3 protein-coding genes are annotated in these 2316 nt (G+C 60.6%); all 3 read right to left on the reverse strand.

Annotated features, from left to right (window positions below; translation table 11 throughout):
• Positions 1–1363: IS66 family transposase (gene tnpC / locus PDO_RS12755; RefSeq protein ID WP_007602183.1), on the reverse strand; the 1363-nt coding region annotated here is incomplete at its 3' end.
• A 62-nt stretch (positions 1364–1425) separates the two neighbouring features.
• Complete coding sequence (gene tnpB / locus PDO_RS12760) at positions 1426–1779, reverse strand: IS66 family insertion sequence element accessory protein TnpB (RefSeq protein ID WP_007602186.1); 354 nt, start codon at positions 1777–1779, stop codon at positions 1426–1428.
• Complete coding sequence (tnpA, locus tag PDO_RS12765; protein WP_037073855.1) at positions 1776–2228, reverse strand: IS66-like element accessory protein TnpA; 453 nt, start codon at positions 2226–2228, stop codon at positions 1776–1778. Before tnpA ends, tnpB begins: the two co-directional genes overlap by 4 nt.
• Between the last annotated feature and the right edge of the window lie 88 nt (positions 2229–2316).

Below are 2316 nucleotides of genomic sequence, written 5' to 3' on the forward strand. Positions count from 1 at the left end.
GCATATAGGCCAGGGCTTTTCCGAGGTCAGATTTGCGTGAGACGCGCGCGGCCTGGGCTGCCAGCCAGGTGAAGAACTCGTCCACCAGCGGGAGGGACAGGTCCTGTCGAACTGCCCGGCGATGTTCGGGGTCTGAGCCTCGGATACTGTCTTCGATCTTGTAGAGCGCGGCGATCCGCACCAGCGCCTCGTCGACGATGGGCGATCCGCTCTTTGGCGTGGCCTTGATCAGCTTTCTGCGCCCGTGTGCCCAACAGAAAGCCAACTTCAGCGGAGCGCCGCCGATACGATCCGACGTAGCGAGATGAGAGTAACCGCCGTAGGCATCCACTTGGATTGTGCCGTTGAACCCGTCGAGGATTTCAGCGGCATATTCTCCTTTACGCCCGGGCCGATAATGGAACACCACACCTGACGGAGCAGAACCATTCCAGCCGCGGTCGTCGCGCAGCACGGCCCAGAGATAGCCGGTCTTTGTCTTGCCTCGCCCAGGATCCAGCACCGGGGCGGTCGTTTCGTCGACATAGAGGCGCGTGCTTTCCCACAGCAGCCGTTTGGCCATATGGTCGACCACCGGTGCGATTTCGCTGCCCGTGCGGCCCATCCAGTCGGCCAGGACCGTGCGGTCTATCGGCACCCCGTGTCGCGCCATGACCTCAGCCTGCCGGTTGAGCGGCATATGTTCGGAATGCTTGGAGACGGCAATCTCCGCCAGAAGGGCTTCGGTCGGCCAGCTCCCTTCCAAAAGATGTGCCGGCGCTTTGGCCTGGACGACGCCCGTTCGACCCTTGGGGCATGCGTATTTCGGGCGGATCGTGACGATCACCTCGTAGCGCGCCGGGACCCGGTCGAGCCGTTCCGTCCGATCCTCGCCGATCCGGACCATGTTGCCGCAACCGCAGGGGCAAACGATGCTCTCGGGCTCGATCACGCGCTCGACCCGCGGCAGGTGCTCGGGCAGTGCACGGGCCTTGCGCTCCTTGCGAGAAACGGCCTTGTCCGGATCGCCAACCTCTCCAGGATTGATCGCGCTGGCTTCGATCTTTTTCTCGACGGCGGCGATCCGCGCCTGTGTTTCGGCGATCGCCGTTTCAAGGTCTTCCAGCGCCAGTTCCATCTGCGCCGGATCGAGCTTTTCCGATTTCGGCCCAAACTTCGTGCGCCGATAGTCGTGAACCTGCCCCTCAAGCCTCTCGATCAGTTCCTTCAACTCAGCGATGAACGCGTCCTTTTCAGCAACGACCGCCTGCTCATGCTGACGTGCAGCACGCTCGACCGACAGCTCGAACTGCATCGCGGCAAACGCCTTCACCACCTCTGGCGGAAGGTCCGGAAACAGGCTGAGATCAATAGGTTGCGACATGCCGCTTTATAGCAAAACAGCACAAAAAAGCCAAACAAAACAATGCAAAGACAGCCGGATATTCAGCCTGCCGCCGACGGCGCGGTCACCCGTTGCGCCATCACCCGCCGCCAGTCAAGACCTTCGAACAAAGCCTCATATTGACCCCTGGAAAGACGCATCGTCCCATCCTGAACCTTGGGCCAGGCAAAGTTTCCATGTTCAAGAATTTTATAAATCAAGACCATTCCGGTGCCATCCCACACCAGGATCTTCAGACGATCCCCGCGTTTGGACCGGAAGATCACCGTCACCCCGGAATGCGGATCAAGCTTCAACTCGGTCTGCACCATCAAAGCCAACGCCTGATGCCCACAGCGGAAGTCAACCGGACGCGTTGCGATCAGGATCGGCAGTCGTTGGCCCGCGACGATCATGACGCTCCTCGCACAGCGCGAACCAGAGCGGCGACCCGTTCAACGGGCACATCATTAGGAACCCGCATCACAACGTCTGAGCCAATCTCCACCGTCAAAACCTGCACCCTCGGCCCGTCGGAGGCCAGCTTCGGCAGCGGCAAACGATTGACAGGCTCAGGCCGCTCCGCAGCGATTGCCAGAGGCACGAATGCCGGCTCGATACCATCGTGCTCCGACGGCGTCGTTGCCGCCGCAAACGGCAGCACCAGAATGCCGTCGCGCACTTGACGTCGCCAATCGGAAAGCTGGTTTGCTATAACGCCGTGACGGCGCGCGACATCCACAACACGAACACCAGGCTCAAAGCTTTCCGCCACAATCCGCGCCTTCACATCATCCGGCCACCGCCGGTTTCCGCGGCGCGGCTCGACAACTTCGTAGCGACCAACAAATCCATCATCTGCCATGCAAATCTCCAGATAAAACTGGAAACCTTCTCGCATACGCAGCAAGCCTCAAAATACACCCAATCCAATGGGGCGGAGACGGCGCTTA

The sequence above is a fragment of the Rhizobium sp. PDO1-076 genome (assembly GCF_000247475.1).
Taxonomy (GTDB): domain Bacteria; phylum Pseudomonadota; class Alphaproteobacteria; order Rhizobiales; family Rhizobiaceae; genus Allorhizobium.